This is a genomic window from Selenomonas bovis DSM 23594, from assembly GCF_000381005.1.
Classification (GTDB): Bacteria; Bacillota; Negativicutes; order Selenomonadales; family Selenomonadaceae; genus Selenomonas_C; species Selenomonas_C bovis.
Window position 1 is genome coordinate 1 of record NZ_KB908407.1, and the last position, 20,244, is coordinate 20,244.

The 20,244-nt window shown below is 62.3% G+C and carries 16 protein-coding genes and 3 pseudogenes; 5 read left to right on the forward strand and 14 right to left on the reverse strand.

Translation table 11 applies throughout. The annotated features are described in order from the left end of the window. A pseudogene (locus F599_RS15890) lies at positions 1 to 214 on the forward strand (hypothetical protein); the annotation flags it as partial. A 92-nt stretch (positions 215 to 306) separates the two neighbouring features. Here the strand turns inward: F599_RS15890 and F599_RS0110680 are convergent. The 4 genes from F599_RS0110680 to prmA all read right to left on the reverse strand — a co-directional run bounded on the left by F599_RS0110680 (position 307) and on the right by prmA (position 3,925). Then, a complete protein-coding gene (locus tag F599_RS0110680; RefSeq protein ID WP_019543524.1) occupies positions 307 to 654 on the reverse strand; it encodes a histidine triad nucleotide-binding protein in 348 nt (115 codons plus the stop codon). 172 nt (positions 655 to 826) lie between these two features. Then, on the reverse strand, positions 827 to 2,131 hold the full coding sequence (mtaB, locus tag F599_RS0110685) for a tRNA (N(6)-L-threonylcarbamoyladenosine(37)-C(2))-methylthiotransferase MtaB (protein ID WP_019543525.1): 1,305 nt from the start codon (positions 2,129 to 2,131) through the stop codon (positions 827 to 829). An 85-nt stretch (positions 2,132 to 2,216) separates the two neighbouring features. Further along, positions 2,217 to 2,990 carry a 16S rRNA (uracil(1498)-N(3))-methyltransferase gene (locus F599_RS0110690; RefSeq protein WP_019543526.1) on the reverse strand — a complete coding sequence of 258 codons (774 nt, stop codon included), beginning with the start codon at positions 2,988 to 2,990 and terminating at the stop codon, positions 2,217 to 2,219. After that, positions 2,987 to 3,925 carry a 50S ribosomal protein L11 methyltransferase gene (prmA, locus tag F599_RS0110695; protein WP_019543527.1) on the reverse strand — a complete coding sequence of 313 codons (939 nt, stop codon included), beginning with the start codon at positions 3,923 to 3,925 and terminating at the stop codon, positions 2,987 to 2,989. The genes F599_RS0110690 and prmA overlap by 4 nt, the downstream gene beginning before the upstream one ends. A gap of 390 nt (positions 3,926 to 4,315) precedes the next feature. Here prmA and F599_RS0110700 point away from each other — a divergent pair, with 390 nt between their 5' ends. Further along, a complete protein-coding gene (locus F599_RS0110700; protein WP_019543528.1) occupies positions 4,316 to 6,043 on the forward strand; it encodes a methyl-accepting chemotaxis protein in 1,728 nt (575 codons plus the stop codon). A 191-nt stretch (positions 6,044 to 6,234) separates the two neighbouring features. Here the strand turns inward: F599_RS0110700 and nagA are convergent, their stop codons facing one another. The 8 genes from nagA to F599_RS14180 form a co-directional block, all read right to left on the reverse strand. Further along, positions 6,235 to 7,407 carry an N-acetylglucosamine-6-phosphate deacetylase gene (nagA, locus tag F599_RS0110705; RefSeq protein WP_019543529.1) on the reverse strand — a complete coding sequence of 391 codons (1,173 nt, stop codon included), beginning with the start codon at positions 7,405 to 7,407 and terminating at the stop codon, positions 6,235 to 6,237. A 286-nt stretch (positions 7,408 to 7,693) separates the two neighbouring features. Continuing rightward, positions 7,694 to 8,599: a succinate--CoA ligase subunit alpha gene (gene sucD, locus F599_RS0110710; RefSeq protein ID WP_019543530.1), complete on the reverse strand. Its 906-nt coding sequence runs from the start codon at positions 8,597 to 8,599 to the stop codon at positions 7,694 to 7,696. 13 nt (positions 8,600 to 8,612) lie between these two features. Beyond that, positions 8,613 to 9,806, reverse strand: a complete 1,194-nt coding sequence (sucC, locus tag F599_RS0110715) for an ADP-forming succinate--CoA ligase subunit beta (RefSeq protein WP_019543531.1) — start codon at positions 9,804 to 9,806, stop codon at positions 8,613 to 8,615. Further along, complete coding sequence (locus F599_RS0110720; RefSeq protein WP_019543532.1) at positions 9,803 to 10,891, reverse strand: iron-containing alcohol dehydrogenase family protein; 1,089 nt, start codon at positions 10,889 to 10,891, stop codon at positions 9,803 to 9,805. The genes sucC and F599_RS0110720 overlap by 4 nt, the downstream gene beginning before the upstream one ends. Positions 10,892 to 10,932: 41 nt before the next feature. Next, positions 10,933 to 11,997, reverse strand: a complete 1,065-nt coding sequence (locus F599_RS0110725) for an aldose epimerase family protein (protein WP_019543533.1) — start codon at positions 11,995 to 11,997, stop codon at positions 10,933 to 10,935. Between the two features lie 183 nt (positions 11,998 to 12,180). Beyond that, the gene (locus tag F599_RS0110730) at positions 12,181 to 12,822 is read right to left on the reverse strand and encodes an HAD family hydrolase (protein WP_019543534.1); all 642 of its coding nucleotides are present in this window, start codon (positions 12,820 to 12,822) and stop codon (positions 12,181 to 12,183) included. Between the two features lie 9 nt (positions 12,823 to 12,831). Then, complete coding sequence (locus tag F599_RS0110735; protein WP_019543535.1) at positions 12,832 to 14,541, reverse strand: EAL domain-containing response regulator; 1,710 nt, start codon at positions 14,539 to 14,541, stop codon at positions 12,832 to 12,834. 254 nt (positions 14,542 to 14,795) lie between these two features. After that, on the reverse strand, positions 14,796 to 15,413 hold the full coding sequence (locus F599_RS14180; protein ID WP_019543536.1) for a sigma-70 family RNA polymerase sigma factor: 618 nt from the start codon (positions 15,411 to 15,413) through the stop codon (positions 14,796 to 14,798). 221 nt (positions 15,414 to 15,634) lie between these two features. Between F599_RS14180 and F599_RS0110750 the strand changes: the two genes are divergently transcribed. After that, the gene (locus tag F599_RS0110750) at positions 15,635 to 15,988 is read left to right on the forward strand and encodes a NusG domain II-containing protein (protein ID WP_019543537.1); all 354 of its coding nucleotides are present in this window, start codon (positions 15,635 to 15,637) and stop codon (positions 15,986 to 15,988) included. Between the two features lie 196 nt (positions 15,989 to 16,184). Continuing rightward, positions 16,185 to 16,706 carry a Gx transporter family protein gene (locus F599_RS0110755; protein ID WP_019543538.1) on the forward strand — a complete coding sequence of 174 codons (522 nt, stop codon included), beginning with the start codon at positions 16,185 to 16,187 and terminating at the stop codon, positions 16,704 to 16,706. Positions 16,707 to 17,344: 638 nt separating this feature from the next. On the opposite strand, the pseudogene F599_RS16285 reads toward F599_RS0110755, so the two are convergent. Further along, a pseudogene (locus tag F599_RS16285) lies at positions 17,345 to 17,959 on the reverse strand (flagellin); the annotation flags it as partial. A gap of 555 nt (positions 17,960 to 18,514) precedes the next feature. Then, positions 18,515 to 19,159: pseudogene (locus F599_RS16290) on the reverse strand (flagellin); the annotation flags it as partial. A gap of 352 nt (positions 19,160 to 19,511) precedes the next feature. On the opposite strand from F599_RS16290, the gene F599_RS14905 reads away from it, so the two are divergent. Then, entirely contained in the window at positions 19,512 to 19,892 is a 381-nt protein-coding gene (locus tag F599_RS14905; protein ID WP_019543540.1) for a helix-turn-helix domain-containing protein, read from the forward strand. Positions 19,893 to 20,244 lie beyond the last annotated feature (352 nt).

Sequence of the window (20,244 nt, forward strand, 5' to 3'; positions counted from 1 at the left end):
CTTTTACAATCATCTGAGCTTCTACTCTTACAATGATCTTCTATATCAGATGTCCAACTACCTATATCGTTCCAACCGTATTCCCTCGCGTGTCCTCAGCTGGCTCACGCCTGAAGAGATGACGAAGAAGCTGATGCCTATAAGCTCTCCCAGAAAAGCTCCGAAGTTGCCGGAAAACATTATGGATTTCATCTATGGGGACGTTTCCGTATGATTTTTTCTGGTGTCACATCATTGACTTTCCTACATTTCTTCTTCCGGCGGCCGTCAAAGGGAGCGAGCCGCCGGACTGGCAAACGGATGCCGTCAGCCTGGCGGCCACTGCATGGAGCGCCCACCGAGGAGGTGGAAATGCAGATGCTTCACGCTCTGCCCGCCTTCCTCGCCCGTATTGGCGACGACGCGGAATCCCTTCTCCGCCACGCCGAGCTCGCGCGCGAGCTGTGGCACGACATCCGCAAGGATATGGCCGACGAGCGCCTTGTCCTCGTCCGTGAGCGCGAGGAGGCTCTCGATGTGCTTCTTCGGAATCACGAGCACATGCACAGGCGCCTGCGGCTCGAGGTCCTTGAACGCGACGACCGTCTCGTCCTCATAGACGAGGCTCGACGGGATCTCCTTGCGCGCGATCTTGCAAAAGATACAATCTGCCATCTTCGTCACCTCCTTCCGCCGAGGCCAGCCGCCAAGACTGCGCGCGGCACCAGATGGATCCATGCCCCGCGTCAGCGCGGCGCACACCTGCGCGCCCGCGGCTTCCCCGTATTTCTTCCGAATACAGATAGTATTCGCCAGAGCGCGAGCGAAACCCTCCCCCCGCATGAAATTATTTTTCCACGCGCACGACACTGCCCCAGACGCCGTCGCGGTAGAGGCGATCGAGGCGCACGGCGGCGAGCGTGCCGCTCGGCAGGTCGTCCGCCACGTAGACGCGGATATAGTTGTCCGTGAGCCCGTCCGTCACGCCGTCCACGCGCGTCTCAAAGAGCACGCGCAGCGTCTCTCCGAGGAACGACTGCTCGAAGGCGGTGGTCTTTTCCCGCGCGAGCGCCTGCATGCGGTGGACGCGCTCCTTCTTCACCGGCTCCGGCACCTGATCCGCCATGCGCGCGGCGGGCGTGCCCGTGCGGCGCGAGTACGGGAACACATGCATGCGCGAGAACCCCAGGCGCGCGACGAACGCGAGGCTCTCCGCAAACATCTCCTCCGTCTCGCCCGGGAAGCCGACGATGATGTCCGTCGAGATCGCGATGCCCGGCACCTCGCGGCGCACGCCCTCGATGAGGCGCGCGAACTCCGCCGTGTCATAGTGGCGGTTCATCGCGCGCAGCACGGCGTCCGAGCCGGCCTGCAACGGCAGATGGAGATGCGCGCAGAAGCGCTCGTCCTCGCGGATCAGCGCGAAGAGCTCCGGCGAGAGCTCGAGCGACTCGAGCGAGCCGAGCCGCAGGCGCCGCAGCCCCGCCACGGAGAGCACCTCGCGGCAGGCGTCCGCGAGCGTGACCTCGCCGCCGAGGTCGCGCCCGTAGGCGCCGAGGTGGATGCCCGTCAGGACGATCTCGTGGAACCCCGCCCGCACGAGCTTCTCCGCCTCCGCGCGGATATGGCTGAGCGCGCGCGACTTCACGGGGCCGCGCGCATAGGGGATGATGCAGTACGAGCAGAAATTCTCGCAGCCGTCCTCGATCTTGAGGAACGCGCGCGTGCGCTGCGGGCTGTCGTAGAGCGGGATGTCCTCGAACGTATGCGCCTGCATGATGTCGCCGACGCCATCGAGGATGCCGTCCTCGCGCAGCGCGCGCTCGACGTAGCCGACGATCTGCGCGCGCTCCTTCGTGCCGAGCACGACGCGCACGCCCTCGATGGCCTTGATCTCCTCCGGCGCGACCTGCGCGTAGCAGCCGCAGACCGCGATGACGGCGCGCTCGTTCTCGCGATGCGCGCGGCGGATGACCTGGCGGCTCTTGCGGTCGCCGAGGCTCGTGACCGAGCAGGTATTGATAACGTAGACATCGGCCCGCGCCTCAAACGGCACGACCGTATAGCCCGCACGCTTGAAAAGCCCCTCCATCGTCTCCGTCTCGAACTGATTGACCTTGCACCCAAGGGTGGTAAGTGCTACCTTTGGCAAATTCTTCTTCCTTTCTAAATAAAGCGCAAGACAGCGCATCCCAGAGGAGATCCGCCGCCCCGCCGACCTGCGCGAAGCGCCCGCCTCACGCCTCGCCAGTCAGGGAGACCGCCTCGCTGCCAAGATCCCCCCGCTCATACTGCACGATGCTCATCGCGGCGACGGCCGCTGTCTCCGCACGCAGGATGCGCGGCCCGAGCGTGACGCTCACACCGCCCGCGCGCGTGATGGCCTCAGCCTCCGCGAGCGTGAAGCCCCCCTCCGGCCCGACGAGCAGCGTGATCTCGCGCACGGACGCGGGGAGCGCGCGCAGCGCCGCCTGCATCGGCTGGCGCTCCTCATTCTCATAGCAGAAGAGCAGCGCCGCATCCGCGCGCGCGGCCCGCGCCGCCAGCCAGTCCGTCAGAGGCTCGATCGGCCGCACGGCGGGCAGGCGCGTGCGCCCGCACTGCTTCGCGGCCTCGTCGGCGATCTTCTGCCAGCGCTTCTCCTTGGCCGCGGCCTTTTTCGCGTCGTAGCGCACGACGCTGTTACGGCTCGCGAGCGGCTGAACGGCGACGGCGCCGAGCTCGACGGCCTTCTGCACGATGAACTCGAGCTTGTCGCCCTTTGGCAGGCACTGCGCGAGCACGAGCGAGAGCGGCGACTCCGTATCGGCCGCGAGGCGCTCTATGAGGCGCATCGTCACCGTGTCCGCCGTAAAGCCCGTGAGCTCCATGCGCGCAACCTGCCCTGCATCGTCGACGAGCACGACCTCATCGCCCGCCTTCGCGCGCATCGCGTAGAGCAGATGATGCGCGTCATCGCCCGCGAGCGTAACCACCGGCGCGAGCAGCCCCTTGAGGAACAGCCGTCTCATACGTTCCCTCCCGCGCGAATCACGAGCGCCGCCCAGCCGGCGTCCTCCATCACCTGCTCTATGGCGAGCCCGTGCGCGGCGGCAGCCGCCTCGACCTCCGCGAGGCGCTCGTCGATGATGCCAGACGCGAGCAGCCGCCCGCCCGGCGCGAGATGATCCGCAAGCTCATCGAAGAGGCGCAGGATGATATCCGCGATGATGTTCGCCGCGATGAGATCCGCCTGCCCCGAAAAGCCCTGGAGGAGATCGGAGACGCCCGTCTGTACGACGTCCTCTACGCCATTTTCCCGCACGTTCTTCGCTGCGACCGCCGCCGCAGGACGCGCGTAGTCCATCGCGACGACCTCGCGCGCGCCGAGCTTCGCCGCCGCGATGGCGAGCACGCCGGAGCCCGTGCCCACATCGAACACGCGCATGCCGGGCCGCACGAGCGTCTCGAGCGCGCGCAGGCACATCGCCGTCGTCGGATGCGTGCCCGTGCCGAACGCCGACTCGGGATCGAGCCGGAGAACGATGTCTTCCGGCTGCGCTTCATACGTCTCCCAGGTCGGCTGGATCACGATGCGCTCCCCCACGCGCTGCGTATGGAAATACGCCTTCCAATTATTCTCCCAGTCCGCGTCGGAGACATGGCGCACAAGAGGCGCGCACGCCGCCGCGTCGAAGCCATCGGCGCGCGCGAGCCGCGCGATCCCCTCGCGAAGCTCTGCAAGGCGCGCCGTGAGATCCTCGTCCTCCGGCAGATACGCCTTCACGACGACCGGCTCCTCCGCTTGCGGCGGCGCGGCCTCCCTGCCCTCCGCCTGCGCGAGATATCGCCGTTCCTCCTCCGGGTCCTCGTAGACGACCCCCGCCGCCCCCGCATCGAGCAGCGCCTGCGCGATAAGCTCCATCTCCGCATGCGATGTCTGCAAACTGATTTCCGCCCAATCCAAAAAAATCCTTCCTTTCCGCACGGCATCCAAGCCATCCTGCATCCTTCTCGAGCTTTCCCACATCGGTTTGTTTTCCTATCATATCATAGAGCCCCGCGCCGTGCAAAATTCTCCTGGCCGCCGCGCGCCTTTTCTGTTTATTGTTTCAATTCCGATTAATTTCATGCAAAGCGTATTTTTTTTCAAAAGCTCGAGAAATAGATTTGATTGAAGATAATAATGAACTAAATGATTATTTCCTTCATAAATATTGACATTCCCATGCCGTTCCACTACATTAGATTCACAGGGATTTTTTAGGATACTTTTTTCATGTTGTTTGGGGAACCGTCGAGGAAACGACACGCCCTCTGAAAGCGGTTCCTCAATGAGTGTAGGAGTGATGTAACCATGAAGGGAATGACCCTTGTCAAAAAATCGACCTGCGGCTATCTGCTGCTGATTGCGTTCTTCGTCCTCTTCGGCATCTACGCGATCTATTCCGGTGCGAAGATCAACCAGGCAACGGGCATCGTCAATGCCTGGTCAGACAATTTCAAGATCGCCAGCGATATGTCTGACAACCTGAACACCGCGCGTCTCAAGGCGTCGATGATCTTCATCACCAACGACCCGGCCAAGCAGGCGCAGCTCCTCAAGGAGTTCAATGACTCCAAGGCCGCGTTCGAGAAGAACCTCGACCTCGCCGACCAATGGGTAAACACGCACGAATTCACAAACCCCGAGGGCAAGGAAAAGTCCGAGGCCTCGCTGCAGACGATAAAGGAGAACTGGAAAGACTATAAGGATGCCTCGAAGAAAACGCTCGACCTCTATAATGCGGGCAAAAAGGAAGAAGCAGCGAACAGCTTTGAAAGTGTCGCGCGGCCCTCTTTCCTGAAAATGCAGGAAAGCATCACCGAGGCAGAAGCATTCAGCGCGGAGAAAATCGACAAGTACAACAACGAGGCCAATGCGACCTACGCGAGCGTCCGCACGACGACGATCATCGTGCTCGTGCTCGTCCTCCTCATCACCATCGGCGTCGTGCTCTACCTCATGCGGGAGATCAAGAGCGGCGTCAACGCCGTCCTCAAGGGCGCTCAGGAGGGCGAGGCGCGCAACCTCGCCTACCGCATCCCTGTGGATCGCTCCGACGAGTTCGGCCACATCGCCACCTCCTTCAACCACATGTTCGACGAGATCCGCGACATGACGAAGGAAATCCAGGAAGCCGCCGACGTCGTCGGACAGTCCGCGAGCCAGCTCACCGAGACGGCAGAGCAGTCCGCCGAGGCGACGCAGAGCATCGCGCAGTCCATCACGGAGGTCGCTGGCTCCACGCAGGAGCAGATGGACTATGTGACCAAGACGAAGGAGGAGGTCGACGCCTTTTCCGAGGGCGTCGGCAAGTCCCTCGACACGATGAACACCATCCGCAGCCACGTCGAAGTCACGACGCAGATGACGCAGGACGGCGACAAGCTCGTACAGGCGACCGTCGAGCAGATGCACTCCATCGCGGACACGGTCGAGCACTCGAGCGCCGTCATCGAGAAGCTCGGCGAACGCTCGAAGGAGATCGGCGCCATCATCGACACCATCTCCGGCATCGCCGAACAGACGAATCTGCTCGCGCTCAACGCGGCCATCGAAGCGGCGCGCGCGGGCGAGCACGGCCGCGGTTTCTCCGTTGTCGCCGAGGAAGTACGCAAGCTCGCCGAGGAATCGCAGGAGGCTGCGACGAAGATCAGCGACCTCATCGCCGCGATCCAGAAGGAAACGGGCGCGGCCGTGAGCGCGATGGAGACGGGCCGCACCGAGGCTGAGAAAGGACGCGCGAACGTCCAGTCGACAGGCGAGGGCTTCAAGGCCATCATGGAGCGCATTGAGGGCATCCATAGCGACACACAGCTCATCATGGGCACGATGCAGGACATCGACGAGAGCGGCAAGAAGATCGTCGGCTACACCGACAACATCCACGGCAGCTCGCAGAAGATCTCCTCGAGCACCGAGACCGTCTCGGCTGCCGCCGAGGAGCAGTCCGCAGGCATGGAGGAGATCGCCGCAAGCTCCCGCCAGCTCGCCGAGCAGGCGCAGAAGCTCAAGGACGCACTCGGCAAGTTCCGCACCTGAGAAACGCACAGGGGCAAACTTCCGCATAGGCCTCCGCTCCGCGAAAGATCATCGGCTGCGGCAGCACACGCACCTTCACGTCATAGAAGACACGCACAGAAATCGCGGCATCCACGCCGCATGAAAACAGGACGCCCCGTGAGGCAGAGACCTCGCGGGGCGTCCTGTTTTCTATGCGCGCGGCAGCACTATCAAGCAAACGGCCCGAGCCGCCGCCCGCCGATGATGGTATCATAGACCGCGATCTGCTCATCGAAGATGGTGATATCCGCGCGCTTGCCCGGCGTGAGCGAGCCGCGCTCCCCATAGATGCCGAGATCCTCCGCGGGATTCTTCGTGACCATCGCGACGGCATCGGCGATACTCGCGCCCGTGTTCTCCAGGAAGAGCCGCAGGCAGCGGTTCATCGTCGCGACGCTGCCCGCGATCGTCCCGTCCGCGAGCGTCGCAAGCTCTCCCTTCACGAACACCTGCTGCCCGCCGAGCTCCGACGGACCGTCGCCCATGCCGCAGGCGCGCAAGGCGTCCGTGATGAGGATCACGCGGTCCTTCCCCTTCACGCGATAGGCGAGCCGCTGCGCCATCGGACAGGCGTGCACGTTGTCCGCGATGAGCTCGACATAGGCATCCGTATCGAACGCCGCGCCGACCACGCCGGGCGCGCGGTGGTGGAACCCCTGCATCGCGTCGTAGAGATGCGTGAAACGGCTCGCGCCATAGGCGCGCACCGCGCGGCAGGCCGTCTCATAATCCGCCGCCGTATGGCCGATGGAGACGCGGATGCCCGCACGGCGGCACGCCGCGAAGAACGCCGCATCCCGCACCTCCTCCGGCGCGACCGTCACGATGCGCACGACATCGGCAAACGGCGCGAGCCGCGCGTAATCCGCGCGCAGGATGTTCTCCTCCGCCTGAGATCCCTTTTTCGCGGGGCTGATGAACGGCCCCTCCATGTGCGCGCCGAGCACCTGCGCGCCCGCGCGCGGCGTCTGCATCGCCGTGCGCACGGCCGTGAGCGCCGCCGCGATCTCCTGCCAGGCGCATGTCATCGTCGTCGGCAGGAACGCGGTCACGCCCGTCCGCGGCAGGAACGCCTGCATCGCGCCGAGCGCCGCCGCCGTCGCGTCCATCGTGTCCGCGCCCTTGCAGCCGTGGATGTGGACATTGAGAAATCCAGGCGCGACATACCGCCCGCCCGCGTCGATGACCTCCTCAGCGGCAATCGCAACCCCCGCCGCAAAGTCCGCCTCCGGCATGAGCCCCGCGATGCCGTCCGCATCGTAGAGCAGCACCTGGCCGTCTACGACCTCGAACGCTCCCGCCGCGCCCGGCACGATGCAGCGGCCATTCCTGATCGCTTTCATGAATCTTTCTCCCCTTCCGATCTCGCCCCGGCAAACGAGCCGGGCGCACGCGCTGGCCGCAGCAAAACAGCACGGGACGCCTCTCGCATCTGCGCTTTCCCCGCCAGCCGCAAAAAATTCTTCTTAACGCCTACATTGTACCACATGCCCCAAGCACTGGCTGTGCGGGCGATGCCACGTCGCTGCGCCTTGACAAACTCAAAAGCCCTGCGGCCGCTGGAAGTTCCTTCCAGACAGCCACAGGGCTTTCCTTGCTCTCTCTTATCCCTTTGTTCTCTTGCTTATCTCAGCAGGTATGGCACTGCTCGTAGATACCGGCCTTCTTGAGCGTCTTCACGACGGTCTCGCCGATATGGGCGACGGTGTCAGCGACCTCGATGCCGACGGCGTTGAGTGCCTTGATCTTATCCGCTGCCGTGCCCTTGCCGCCGCTGATGATGGCGCCGGCATGGCCCATGCGCTTGCCCGGAGGCGCCTGACGGCCGGAGATGAAGGCCGTGACGGGCTTATCCGGCATGTTCTCGGCGATCCATTTCGCCGCGTCTTCCTCCGCTGTACCGCCGATCTCGCCGATCATGAGCACGGAGAGCGTGTCAGGATCGTCCTTGAAGAGCGCGAGCGCGTCGATGAAGTCCGTGCCCTTGATGGGGTCGCCGCCGATGCCGATGGCCGTCGTCTGGCCGATGCCAGCCGCCGTGAGCTGGAACGTCGCCTCGTACGTCAGCGTGCCGGAGCGGCTGATGACGCCGACATGTCCTTTCCTGTGGATATAGCCCGGGATGATGCCGAGCTTCGCCTCGTCCGTCGTGAGGATGCCTGGGCAGTTCGGGCCGATGAGGCGCGTCTTCTTGCCCTCCATATAGCGGCGGACCTTGACCATGTCCTGCACGGGGATGTGCTCGGTGATGCAGACCACGACGTCGAGCTCAGCGTCAACGGCTTCAAGGATGGAGTCCGCTGCGAAGCGCGCCGGTACATAGATGACCGAGGCATTTGCGCCCGTCGCCTCTACGGCGTCGCGCACAGTGTTGAAGACCGGCACGCCCTCGACGACCTGTCCGGCCTTGCCCGGCGTCACGCCGGCGACGATTTTCGTGCCGTACTCGAGCATCTGCTTCGTATGGAACGTCGCAGCCTTGCCCGTGATGCCCTGCACGATGACTTTCGTATCTTTGTTGACTAAGATTCCCATGAATAACGCCCCCTTACGCCTGCTCTGCTTCTTTGACGAGTTTCACGATGGTCTCTGCGCCGCCTTCCATCGTCGGCGCCATGATGACGTTCTGGATGGGCGTGTTCTTGAGGATTTCGCGGCCGCGCTCGACATTCGTGCCCTCGAGGCGCACGACGACGGGCACCGGCAGGGACTTGCCGTCGCTCGAGATGATCTTCGCCGCCTCGACGATGCCCTCGGCGACGAGGTCGCACTTGTTGATGCCGCCGAAAATGTTGACGAAGATGCCCTTCGCCTGGCCGCCGTCGAGCATGATGCGGAACGCCGCCGCGATCTTCTCCGGCGTGGAGTCGCCGCCGACATCGAGGAAGTTCGCTGGCTCGCCGCCGTAGTATTTGATGATGTCGACCGTCGCCATCGCGAGGCCCGCGCCGTTGACCATGCAGGCGACGTCGCCGCCGAGGTTGACGTAGTTGAGCCCTTCCTTCGCCGCCGCGAGTTCCTTCGGATCCTCCTCCGTCACGTCGCGCAGCTCCTCGATGTCCGGATGGCGGAACAGCGCGCTGTCGTCGAAGTTGAGCTTCGCGTCGAGCGCGATGACGTCGCCCTCCTCCGTGAGCACCAGCGGGTTGATCTCAGCGAGGCTGCAGTCCTTGCCGATGAAAGCGTTATAGAGGCAGCCCATGAGCTTCGTCGCCTTGCGGATGGCCTCCTGCGGCAGATGCAGGCCGTAGGCCATGCGCGTCGCCTGGAAGGACGCAAGGCCTATGGCGGGATCGATGGTCTCCTTGAGGATCTTGTCCGGCATCTCGGCGGCGACCTTCTCGATCTCCATGCCGCCCTCCTCAGACCCCATCATGACGACGCGCGCCGTCTTGCGGTCGAGCACGAAGGAGAGATAGTACTCCTTCTTGATGTTCGAACCGGCCTCGATGAGCAGGCGGTTCACGACCTTGCCGACCGGGCCCGTCTGTTTCGTGACGAGCGTCTTGCCGAGGAGCTCCTTGGCAAATGCCCCCGCCTCCTCAGGCGAATGCGCGATTTTGACGCCGCCCGCCTTGCCGCGGCCGCCCGCGTGAATCTGCGCCTTGACGACGACGACCGGCGTCGCGAGCTTCTTCGCGTTCTCGACGGCCTCCTCGGCGCTGAACGCCGGATACCCCTCTGGAACGTTGACGCCATAGGATTTGAGGATGGCCTTGCTCTGGTACTCATGAATATTCATTTCCTTGCCCCCTTGCTGTAAGCTTCGAGCTCTTCCGCTGCTCCCCGCAGCATATCCTGTGTGATCTTATATGGCAGGATTTTGACATCCTGATGCTCTTCGGTCGCCTGGAAAACACGGTGGATTTCCTCCTCCGTCGCGCCGATGGCCTTTCGGCTCACAGGCAGGCCGATTTGCTGACAAAATGCATGGAGTCTCTCAAACTCCTCCCGCTGACCATCAGCGAGCAGCAGGAGCAGCGTACCGTAGGCGGCAAGGCCGCCGTGCGTCTCCGACTGCTCGCTGCGCGGCAGTGCTGAAAGCTCCTCGTAGAGTGTATGCGCGATATGACCGTTGAACTCCGGCGCGGCGAAATTCGACACCATGCCGCTCGAGACGACGACGGAGAGCATGACCTCCTCGAACGCATTCGAGACGACGCCGCGTTTGTTATCCTGCACGGCCTGCACGCCATAGGCGTAGACGGGATCCGCACAGAGCCGCGAGACCGCGAGCCCCATCGCATCCGTATGGCAGAGCGTCTTGCCGCGCGAGGAGATCTGCGCCTCGTAGTATTTCGCGATGGTATCGCTGATGCCGCGCAGCAGGAAGCAGACAGGCGCCTGCGCCATGATGCGCGAGCAGAGGAAGCTGTGCACCGGCGGCACGCGCCGCCGCGCGTACTCCTGGAACCGCCCCTCCGGCGTGTAGATGGTCGCGATGCCCGAGATGGCGGCGCAGCTGCCTGCGACCGTCGGGAAGGTGAAATACGGCTTGCGCAGCTCGCTCGCGACGACCTTCGCCGTGTCGATGGCCTTGCCGCCGCCGACCGCGAACACCATGTCGGCCTCCATAACCGCCTGATCGCGGCTGAGCTTCGTGATGTTCTCATAGGAAGTCTCGCCGCCTGCGTGCAAAAAGCCCGTGAACTCGAGCCCCACGCCCTCCGTCGCCGCGATGATCTTCTCTTGCGCCGCCTCGACGCCGCGGCGGCCGCCGATGACGACGACCGTCTTGCCGTAGCGCGGACAGACCTCGCGTATCTTCTCATAAGCCTCGACGCCTACCGTATAGTCCGGAAACGTCATCGTATAGCGATCCCTCAAGGATGCTCCCTCCTATCGTGTATCTTGGCTGCGGCCCGCACTTACTCCGCAGCGAGCACATAGACCGTCTGTGCCCGCCACGTATCGCCCTTCTTCAGCAGCGGCTGCGGGAACTCCGGATGCGCGGGCGCGTTCGGGAAGAACTGCGTCTCGAGGCAGAAGCCCGTGCGTCGCTCGAAGCGGATCCCCTCTTTGCCGACATGCGTGCCGTCGAGATAATTCCCCGTATAGAACTGCAGCCCCGGCTGCGTCGTATAGCAGGTGAGCGTGAGCCCCGTCTTCTCCGACGCCGCGCAGGCGGCCTTTCTGAGTCCTCGCGCGTCCGGCGCCGCCGAGAGCACCCAGTTGTGGTCGTAGCCGAGCCCCATCTGGAGCTCGTCGAAATCATCGTCAATATGCGCGCCGATGCGCGTCGGCTGCCGCAGATCCATCGGCGTGCCCGCGACGCCCAGGATGCGGCCGTCCGGCAGCGACTCGCTGTCCGCCCAGGTATACGTATCCGCGAAAATCTGGATGGTCTGGTCGAGCACCGGCGGCGCCTGGAACCCGTCCAGATTGAAATACGTATGGTTCGTGAGGTTGCAGATGGTATCCTGGTCGCTCACGGCCTCATAGCGGATGGAAAGCTCATTGGCATCCGAGAGGCTGTAAAGGACCGTGACCGTCATATTGCCGGGATAGCCGCCCTCGCCGTCGGGACTCTCGAGCGTGAGCCTCAGGCCCTCGTCCGTGACCTCGCCCTGCCAGAGCTTGTTGTGGAAGCCCGGATTGCCGCCGTGGATGTGGTTCTGGTTATGGCTGCCCGTATTGAGGTCGAGCTGGTACGTCCTGCCGCCGATCGTGACCTTGCCGCCCGCGATGCGGTTCGCGTGGCGGCCGACGACGCCGCCCATGCTCGTATCGTCCGTCTCATAGCCCGCGACGCTATCGTAGCCGAGCACGACATCGACGGGCTCCCCCGCGCGATCCTTCGTCTGCCAGCGCACGAGCCGCGCGCCGTAGTTCGTCACGGACGCCTCCGTCCCCTGCGCATTGCGCAGCGTGTAGAGCGCTGCCTCACGTCCATCGCTGAGCCTGCCAAATGCTTCTTTCCTAATCTCTGCCATCAGAGAAGAGCCCCCTTGATTTTCACTTTTGAGAGACATGTATCATCTGCTGTCTCCCGGAATTGTGTGAAAATTGTTTATAAATGACTATTTTTTATAACAATTTATGTTTCCAGTTTACTCCTAAATCATCTATCTGTCAACGAATAATACTACAAAGTAAAAATAAACAAGAACTATCTATCATAGCTTGCCTATATCAATCGCGTTGAAATCATCCACAATCGCATCAGCGCGCGAGAGATCCTGCGCGCCGGAATGAGGGCTGCGAAACCCTATGCAGTACATGCCCGCGCGCTTGGCAGCCAGAACGCCCGCCGCCGTATCCTCGAGCACCACGCAGGCCGCGGGCGAGGCACCGAGCGCCTCCGCACTTTTCTCATAGATAGCGGGATCCGGCTTGCTCGCGGGGAGCTCCGTGCCAGAGATCACCGACGCGAATACATCCTCGAGCTGCAGCGCAGAGAGCACTGTATCGACTACGCGCCGCCAGGACGACGTCGCGAGCGCGAGCGGCACACCGGCGGCGTGCAGGCGCTCGATGAGCGCGAGGCTCCCCGGAATCGTCTCAATGCCGTCCCGCTCGATGACCTCGAGATAATGCGCGTGCTTGTAGTCGGCGAGCGCTTCCGCCGTAAGGTCGCTGCGTCCCGCGCGGCGCAGCACATCGCTGAAGATATCGCGGCTCGTCCGCCCCATATAGCGCGCGAGATCACGTTCATCGAACGACAGGCCGAAATGCGCGAACGTCTCGAGTTTCACGCGGCTGTGCAGTGGCTCACTGTCGACGATGACGCCATCCATATCAAAGATAAAAGCTTCCATATATCTCCTTTACATCCGTTCCACGCCGTCGCGCCGCAGGATCTGACGGAACTCATCTGCCGGCATCGGCCGCGCGTAGACATAGCCCTGCATCTTCTCACAGCCGATGGACGCGAGATAGCCGCGCTGCGCCGCCGTCTCGACGCCCTGGACGACAATCCCCATCCCCAGCCGTTTCGCGATCGATGCGATCCCCTCGAAGATCACGCGTGCCCGCGCCTCCCTTTCAGCATGCTGCAGGAAACCGACATCGAGCTTGAGGAGATCCACCGGCAGATGCTTCAGCATGGAGAGCGACGCATCGCCCCCGCCGAAATCATCCATGACCACGCAGAAGCCCGCCGCCCGGAATGCGGCGACCGCCTGCATGAGCTGCTGCGGACTCTCCGCATACGCGCGCTCCGCGACCTCGAGCGTCAGCCGCCACGACGCGAGGCCATGCTTTTTCAAAAGCTCCTGCAGGAACGCCTGCAGCCCCTGGTCATAGAAATTCAGCGGCGATACATTCACCGAGAGCGTCAGCGCCTCCGCGCCGTCCTCACACGCTGCCGCCAGGAATGCCGCCGCCTGCTCCCAGACATAGTGGTCGAGGCGCACGATGAAACCGTTGTGCTCGAAAAGCGGCACGAAAGCCCCCGGCTCGATCATCCCCTGCGACGGATGCTGCCAGCGCGCGAGTGCCTCCGCACTCACGATATGCCCTGTCCGCTGATTGTAGACCGGCTGGTAATAGACCTCGAACTGCCGCTCCTGCAGCGCGAACTCCATATCGCGCAGGATGGCCTTCTCCCGCAGCAGCTGCGCGCGCATCGTCTCATCGTAGACACAGTAGCGGCTATCCGCGCTCCCCTTCACGCGGCTGAGCGCGAGCTGCGCGCGGTCAAGCATCTGCACCACAGGCAGATAGACATTCTCCACGTGATAGACGCCGGCATAGAAAACGACATCGTGACGGATGCCGAGCGACCGCACCGTGCTGTCCAGCCCCTGCATGATGGTATCCATCGCAACGGCATGCACCGGCTGGCAGAGCGCGAAATGATCCGCCTCCATGCGGCCGCAGACGCCCCGCTCCCCTGCCGCCGCCCGCAGATAGTACGCGGCCGCCTTGAGGATGAGATTGCCCGTCTCGACGCGGAAGAGATCATTGATGACGCGGAACGCGCTGATGTCGAAACAAATGACCTCATAATCCGTCTCCTCATGCTGCTGCATGAGCTCCGCCGCCTTGCGGTAGAACGTCTCGCGGTTATAGACGCCCGTGAGACTGTCCTCCTCGATGAAGCGATGCATCTCGCGGATCTGGTGATCCTTCGCCAGCTGCATCGCCTGACGCCACTGATTCTCCACCTCCGCGAGGACATTCTGCACGCGGCGCCGCACGATGAGCGGATGCACGGGCTTCACGACGAAGTCCCGCGCGCCCATCTCGAGCGCCTGCGCGCCCGCGTCACCATCGTCGCGCGCGACCATCGCCACGACGGGGATCTCCACATAGGCATCATGGCTCCGGAGGTAGCCGAGCACCTCCAGACCATCCATCTCCGGCATCGCGAGATCGAGCAGGATGATCTTCACATCCACCTCGCGCAGCCTGCGGATCGCCTCCCGGCCGTCCGCTGCCTCGAGGATCTCATACTCCCCCTGGAAAAGCTGCCGCAGGATGACGCGATTGATCTTCGCATCATCCGCAATGAGCATCGTCTTCTTCCCGTCCACAAAATCGCCTTCCTAACGCAACGCATTCCTACCCTCTTCTATTAATTCCACAAACCGAGAGCTTTTCCCTGCCGCCCGCAAAGAGAAATTCTTGCCAATTCACCGCCGCTTCGCTAGAATCAAGAGAGACTCCTCCTGACGCAGAAAGAGTGGGGAGCGCGCGCCGGTCGCTCCCCGCCTGACCGTCCGCCGCCTGCCGCAGCAAAGCACAGGACACAGGCCAGAGGCGACAAGACGGCAAACGGATGCGGCGCCTATGCGGGTGCAGGGCAGAGCGCCCCGCTCCCATCCCCCTCAGAGCGGAAGACCGCGCGCAGCTTCGCGAGCGCCCGCTTCTTCGTCTTTGCGATGGCCTGCTGGCTCACCTGCAGCAGGCGCGCCGCCTCCGCCTGCGTACGCTCCTCCCAGAAGATCAGCCGCAGGATGCGCCGCTCGCCATCCGTCAGGCAGCGCATCGCCGCGACGAGTGCCGCCTGCTCCTCGAGCCGCGTGAGCGCCTGTTCTGCCGCCGGATCGCGCACGCCCTCCCAGAACGGCTCCTCGCGCGCCTCCGCGGGCAGCGTCTCCCGCTCCCATAGCCTGCGCTGCCTGCGGAACAGCGTCCGCAGATCTCCGTAGACACGCGCCTTCGCGAATGCGGCAAACGGCACGCCCGTCCCCGCATCGTACGCCTGCACAGCCCCCACGAAACTCACATACCCCTCAGCGAGCGCATCCTCGCGGATCGTCCGCAAATGCAGCTGCCCTGCCGCCGCGCGCAGCAGCGGCTCGTACTGCGTGCAGAGCCGCGACAGCGCCGCCGCATCCCCCGCCTTTGCCGCCGCCAGCAGCGAAAGCTCCTGCTCTCGTTCCATCTGTTCGATTTGTTCCATTCACCGTCACTCCTCTCAAATGCACATCATCGGCCGCAACCACGCAGGTTCGGAGCACATCACTTCCTCCATGCTCCGGCAAACGCCAGCTGCGGCGCGTCATCCTCAAACCGCCCATACGAGCGGCACAGCCCCCACTCTAGCAGAGGTGCAGCCGCTCCCGCAAACGCCGAGCCTGCGCTCTCTCCACCTGCGCGCAGCATCATCCCACGGAGGCATCCATGAAACACCATCTTTCCATCCTCACACGCGCCGACCGCCTGCTCCTCGCCAGCCTCGCGCTCCTCTCCTTCGCGCCGCTGCTCCTCATGCGCGAGAGCGCACCGCTCCGCACCGCCGTCATCTCCGTCGATGGCAGCGTCCGCCGCGAGATCCCGCTCACGACGCACCGCGGCCGCGAGACCATCGCCATCGAGACAGCAGAGGGCCGCAATACCATCGTCATCGACGACAGCGCCATCGCCGTCACCGACGCCGACTGCCCCGACCGCATCTGCGTCAAGACCGGCCCCATACGAAAAAAAGGCGAGGTCATCGCCTGCCTGCCGCACCGCCTCCTCATCGAGGTCCGCTGAAACGCCGCGCCGCCACCTCACCGAAATCTGCTGCCGCACTGCATCGCCGCCCACTGAGATTCGCCGCCATGCTGCATCGCTTTCCCACCAAAACCTGCGCTCTCGCCGCACCGTCTCCTCGCCGCAATCCCACGAAGCGCTCCACCCCCGCAGCAACTGCGAACCTCTCCCCTCCAGACAAAAGAAAGGAGCCTCCATGACCTCGATCCACCGCCTCACCCAGCTCGCCCTCCTCACCGCGCTCTCCCTCGCCCTCTACGGTCTGGAATCGCACCTCCCCCTCCCCTTCCTCGCTCCCGGCGCAAAGCTCGGACTCGCGAACATCATCACCTGCGTGGCCCTCATCCTCCTGCCGCGCCAGCGCGACGCCCTGTTCGTCCTGCTCGCGCGCATCCTCCTCGCCTCCTGCTTCGGCGGCGGCCCCGTCGTCCTCCTCTACAGCCTCGCAGGCGGTCTCCTGAGCTTCGCCGCCATGAGCCTCCTCTGCGGACAAAAAAGGGGCAGGTTCTCCCTGCCTGCCATCAGCGCCGCCGGCGGCTTCTTCCACCACCTCGGCCAACTCCTCTGCGCCAGCGCCCTCGCCGCCTCGCCCGGCCTGCTCTCCTACCTCAGCGTCCTCGGTCCCCTCGGTCTCGCCACCGGCCTCGCCACCGGACTCGCCGCCCGCGCCATCCTCCAGCGCCTCCCGCTCCGCCTGATCGAGCATCCGGCACGATGACCTCGACGTCGTGCCCGACGCAGCAGCGACGCGCCCGCCTCGCCAATCCCAAAAGCACTGCTGCATCCGGCACCTTCCGAACTGCGCGCACTAGAAAACCCCGCTTGGCAAAAGCGGGGCTTGGCAATGGTAGTTCCTAAACAGGTCTCGGCAGGGCTAGCATCCCGCTACTGTTTATCAGGAACTGGAAGGGGATGGTAGGCCCCTTCGTGTATATTATATCTTGCTGTTTTAGAAAAATCAATAGAATTATTTTCTATTTTACAAATACTAAGACCTCAGGGATCTCATCTCATCCCTGAGGTCTCTTGCTCAGAGCAGGCCGTGCTTCCTTCCTGCCTCCTTGATGGTCGCGGCGTCCATTACTATTTTTCTCCCAAATTTACCCGTATTTGGGAGAAAAAGCAATCCATCTGGGAGAAAGGAAAGGCCCCCAGCCCCTCAGAGCGCCTCGATGAATTTTTGTGGCTGGATGACGCGGCGCAGCCAGGCTTTGCCGTTCAGGAGGAAAGGCGCAGGACGCCTGCCTCTTCCTCCGCGTCGTTCGCCTCGAGGTAGATGACGGGCAGAAACAAAAGGAGGTGTAAGACATGAAATCTTACGCCTCCTGAAATCATAAAGGATATGATTTTAAGGGATTACTGGAGCAGGCTGAGAACGGAGCTGCTGCTCTGGTTCGCCTGCGCAAGCATGGACTGCGCTGCCTGGAGGAGTACGTTGTTCTTCGTGTACTCCGTCATCTCTTTCGCCATGTCCGCATCACGGATCGTGGACTCGGAGCTCTGGACGTTCTCGCTGGCCGTCGTGAGGTTGCTGCTCGTGTAGGAGAGACGGCTCTCAACGGAACCGATCGTCGTCTGCTGGTCGAGCGCCTTCTGGAGCGCGTTGTCGAGGACGTTGACCGCCGCGTTGGCCTTGTTCTGCGTGGAGATGTTGAGCTTCGTGCCGTCAGCGCCCTTCAGGCCGAGCGCCTCGGAGCGCATATCCGTGAGGCCGACCTTGATGTTCTGGTTCGCATTCGTGCCGACCTGGAAGGAAACCGCATTGTCATCCGACTTATTCTGCGCACGGATCGTCTCGCGCCAGTCGTCGAGCGCCGCATTGATGGACTTGCGGGTATTCCCCTCGGAGTCCGTCACGCTGATATTGAAGCCTGCGATCTGGCCCTTGATGCCGGACGCGTTGGCGGTAATCGTGATGGCCTTCTCACCATCTGCCGTCTCCACCTTGTCGTTCGATGCCGCAAGACCGATCGTCTTGGAGTCGACAACAGCGATATGCGCATTGTCAGATGCTGCCTTGTCCGTCATAAACGTATCATAGGCAGTAACTGCCGCTTTGGCCTTTGCACCCTTAGCGTCGGCTGCCAGGCTCGCATAGTTCGCATCTTTCTTGAGCGCAGCGATGAAATCAAGCTTCTGCTGATTGGTCAGGCCAGCAGTGAGCTTACCAGTTGTTTTGTCAAAGGTGCCATAGTCTTTCAAAGCCGCCGTATCGATTTTCTTATTGGCATCCGTCTGCGCATCGTTGTAATCAGCAATGCCCTTTACGACATCATCTGTAACAGCATCAACTGCTGCTTTTGCAGTCCCATCAAGGCCTGTACCCTTACCATCAGTACCATTAATGGCAGCAGAAAGCTCCAGCGTCCCGTCAGCAATTTTTCCCTGTACCTTGGCACCATAAGCCTTCGTATCCGCAGCATCCATAGCTGTCTGAGCCGCAGTAACATCGGCCATGCCCATTGCCTGCCTGACACTTGCGTTATTCACATCGGCAAAAAGCTTCGAATCCTTATCGATGTCCTCTGCCGCATTGAACACATCCTGCAGCCTCTTTTCACCGACCTGGAACTGCGTCGAATACGTCTTGCCGCCCTGCACATAGGAAACCGTCACATAGTCCGTGGACTGAATCTCCAGGGCATCGCCATTGCGCTTCGTGAGAGCCGTCAGCTTATCCGATGCTTTCGTATCCTTGCCGAGGCTCTCATTGGAAAGCGCCGTAAACGTCGCGTTGCCTGCAGAATTCTTCGAGCCGTCGACGAGGTACTTGCCGTTGTACGTCACGTTCGCGTTGTCGTCGATCTGGTCGATGCTCTGGTTGAGCTCCTTCTGGATCGTCTGACGGTCGCTGTCCGTGTTCGTATCGTTGGCTGCGTTGATGGCCTTTTCCTTGAGGGTCTTGAGGATGTCGACCGTCGATGAGACAGCGCCCTCAGCGACCTTCATCATCGAGGAGCCGTTCTGCGTGTTCTGGTTCGCCTGGTCGAGACCGCGGATCTGGACGCGCATGCGCTCAGAGATGGCGTAGCCCGAGGCATCGTCTGCCGCGGAGTTGATCTTCATGCCCGAGGAGACTTTCTGCAGGCTCTTCGCGAGTGCGGCAGAGTTCTTGTTGAGGGTATTGAGCGTCGATACTGCCGACATGTTGTTCTTTACAACCATAGCCATGATAAAATTCCTCCCTGATTCATCAGAAAAATAGTGTCAGCGGCCGTCCCTGACCGCCCGGCGGCAAGTGCGCCTGCGCGCGGCTGCATGCGGACCGCGTGCCTGGCTCCCTTGCCTTACACTTATGCTATCGTTCTGTTTCCGCAAAAAGTTAAGCTTTATTTTTCTATTTTAGAAATTTTAATCGCAGAATAAGCCAGTTTTTGTCGTCATCTCTCGCCTTAATTTTCTGTTTCGGCAAATAGAAGCGTTTCCTGTCTTTCTCGTTCTATAATGAGGGAAAGCGCGGCTTGGCAATGGTCAGCGTCCCCGCTGCGGCAAGGCGGGACACGGTTTCGAGGGAGGTTTTCGGATGGAGGACGAGACGAACATCGGGCAGCGCATCTATGATCTGCGCATCGAGCGCGATGTGCAGCAGGGCGAGCTCGCCGAGGCCGTGCATCTCCATCAGAGCGTCCTCAACCGCATCGAGAAGGGGACGCGTCCGGCACGCGACCGCGAGGTGCGCGATATCGCGCTCTTTTTCGGCGTCTCCGCCGACGAGCTGCTCGGCCTGCCACCGCGGCGGACGGACGAGCTGCGCCTGACCCCCATCGAGCGCCATCTCCTCGAGAAGTTCCGCTTCCTCGACCGGCGCGGTCAGAGCATGGTGCGGCATACGATAGAGAATGAATATGATTTCCTCATCGACGAGCAGGCCGATGCGCAGGAACAGCAAAAAAGGGATGCCTAGACGAGAGGCGTCCCTTTTCACATGATAAAAGGATTGTGCAATTGAAAGATTGGCGAAACAACCGGCGAAAGTATTGAATAGAAACGTAGAAAACTCAACGCACAAACGTCCACTTTGTGGACATTGTGCGCCCGCCCTTGCAGTAAATCCGGCCAATCGCGCTGCGCCTGCGGCTTGCGCTCTTGGGGATTTACATAGCAAACTCAACGCACAAACGTCCACTTTGTGGACATGGTGCGCCCGCCCTTGCAGTAAATCCGGCCAATCGCGCTGCGCCTGCGGCTTGCGCTCTTGGGGATTTACATAGCAAACTCAACGCACAAACATCCACTTCGTGGACATGGTGCGCCCG

Bases quoted from the DNA above. Each gene is read 5' to 3' on its own strand.
- F599_RS0110680 (WP_019543524.1), bottom strand. From the start codon at position 654: ATGGCAGATTGTATCTTTTGCAAGATCGCGCGCAAGGAGATCCCGTCG.
- F599_RS0110690 (WP_019543526.1), bottom strand. From the start codon at position 2,990: ATGAGACGGCTGTTCCTCAAGGGGCTGCTCGCGCCGGTGGTTACGCTC.
- F599_RS0110700 (WP_019543528.1), top strand. From the start codon at position 4,316: ATGAAGGGAATGACCCTTGTCAAAAAATCGACCTGCGGCTATCTGCTG.
- nagA (WP_019543529.1), bottom strand. From the start codon at position 7,407: ATGAAAGCGATCAGGAATGGCCGCTGCATCGTGCCGGGCGCGGCGGGA.
- sucD (WP_019543530.1), bottom strand. From the start codon at position 8,599: ATGGGAATCTTAGTCAACAAAGATACGAAAGTCATCGTGCAGGGCATC.
- sucC (WP_019543531.1), bottom strand. From the start codon at position 9,806: ATGAATATTCATGAGTACCAGAGCAAGGCCATCCTCAAATCCTATGGC.
- F599_RS0110725 (WP_019543533.1), bottom strand. From the start codon at position 11,997: ATGGCAGAGATTAGGAAAGAAGCATTTGGCAGGCTCAGCGATGGACGT.
- F599_RS0110730 (WP_019543534.1), bottom strand. From the start codon at position 12,822: ATGGAAGCTTTTATCTTTGATATGGATGGCGTCATCGTCGACAGTGAG.
- F599_RS14180 (WP_019543536.1), bottom strand. From the start codon at position 15,413: ATGGAACAAATCGAACAGATGGAACGAGAGCAGGAGCTTTCGCTGCTG.
- F599_RS0110750 (WP_019543537.1), top strand. From the start codon at position 15,635: ATGAAACACCATCTTTCCATCCTCACACGCGCCGACCGCCTGCTCCTC.
- F599_RS0110755 (WP_019543538.1), top strand. From the start codon at position 16,185: ATGACCTCGATCCACCGCCTCACCCAGCTCGCCCTCCTCACCGCGCTC.
- F599_RS14905 (WP_019543540.1), top strand. From the start codon at position 19,512: ATGGAGGACGAGACGAACATCGGGCAGCGCATCTATGATCTGCGCATC.